This window comes from Streptomyces sp. NPDC104096 (genome assembly GCF_055584385.1).
On record NZ_JBVJMD010000161.1, the window covers coordinates 1 to 1,274 of the forward strand.

The following is a 1,274-nucleotide window of genomic DNA, read 5'->3' on the forward strand; positions in this document are numbered from 1 at the left end:
TACGCGATCACCGCGTCGTTGTCGGTGTGGTGGAAGCGGAGGTTGCGCAGTCGGTGGAGGGCGGGGTGGCGGCGCCGGATGTCGTTGAGGCGGGTGATCAGGGGGGCGATGGTGCGGCCCTCGCGGGCGGCGGCCTCCCAGTCGCGGGGGCGCAGCTGGTACTTCTCGGAGTCGAGGTACTCCTCGCTGCCGGGGCGCAGCGCGGTGTTCTCGCACAGTTCGTAGCCGCTGTAGACGCCCCAGGTGGGGGAGAGGGTGGCGGCGAGGACGGCGCGGACCTCGAAGGCGGGGCGGCCGCCGTCCTGGAGGCAGGCGTGCAGGATGTCGGGGGTGTTGACGAACAGGTTCGGCCGCATGCAGGCGGCCGTCTCACCGGCGAGTTCGGTCAGGTACTCGGTGAGTTCCTGCTTGGTGGTGCGCCAGGTGAAGTAGGTGTAGGACTGCTGGAAGCCGATCTCGCCCAGGGTGCGCATCATCGCGGGGCGGGTGAAGGCCTCGGCGAGGAAGATGACGTCGGGGTCGGCCGCGTTGATCTCGCCGATCACGCGTTCCCAGAAGACGACCGGTTTGGTGTGGGGGTTGTCGACGCGGAAGATCCGCACGCCGTGGTCCATCCAGTGGCGCAGGACGCGCACGGTCTCGGCGACCAGGCCGTCCATGTCGGCGTCGAAGGCGATGGGGTAGATGTCCTGGTACTTCTTCGGCGGGTTCTCGGCGTGGGCGATGGTGCCGTCCGCGCGGTGGTGGAACCACTGCGGGTGCTTCTCCACCCAGGGGTGGTCGGGGGAGCACTGGAGCGCGAAGTCGAGGGCGGTCTCCAGACCCTCCTCGCGGGCCCGGGCGACGAAGTGGTCGAAGTCCTCCAGGGTGCCCAGGGCGGGGTGGACGGCGTCGTGTCCGCCCTCGGGGGAGCCGATGGCCCAGGGCACGCCGACGTCGTGGGGTCCGGCGGACAGGGTGTTGTTGGGGCCCTTGCGGTAGGTGGTGCCGATGGGGTGGATCGGGGGGAGGTAGACGACGTCGAAGCCCATCGCGGCGATGGCGGGCAGCCGGCGGGCGGCGGTGCGGAAGGTGCCGTGCGGCTGCTCGGGGGTGCCCTCGGAGCGGGGGAAGAACTCGTACCAGGCGCCGTACAGGGCCCGTTCGCGTTCCACCAGCAGCGGCAACGGCGCGGACGCGGTGAGCAGTTCACGCAGCGGATGACGGGCCAGTACCTCGTCCACCTCCGGCGTCGACGCCGCCGCCAGCCGCGCCGCCACCGGCAGCGACTCGTC

The 1,274-nt window shown here is 71.0% G+C and carries 1 pseudogene; it reads right to left on the minus strand.

Annotated features, from left to right (window positions below):
• A pseudogene (locus tag ACZ60B_RS42965) lies at positions 1-1,274 on the minus strand (alpha-1,4-glucan--maltose-1-phosphate maltosyltransferase); the annotation flags it as partial.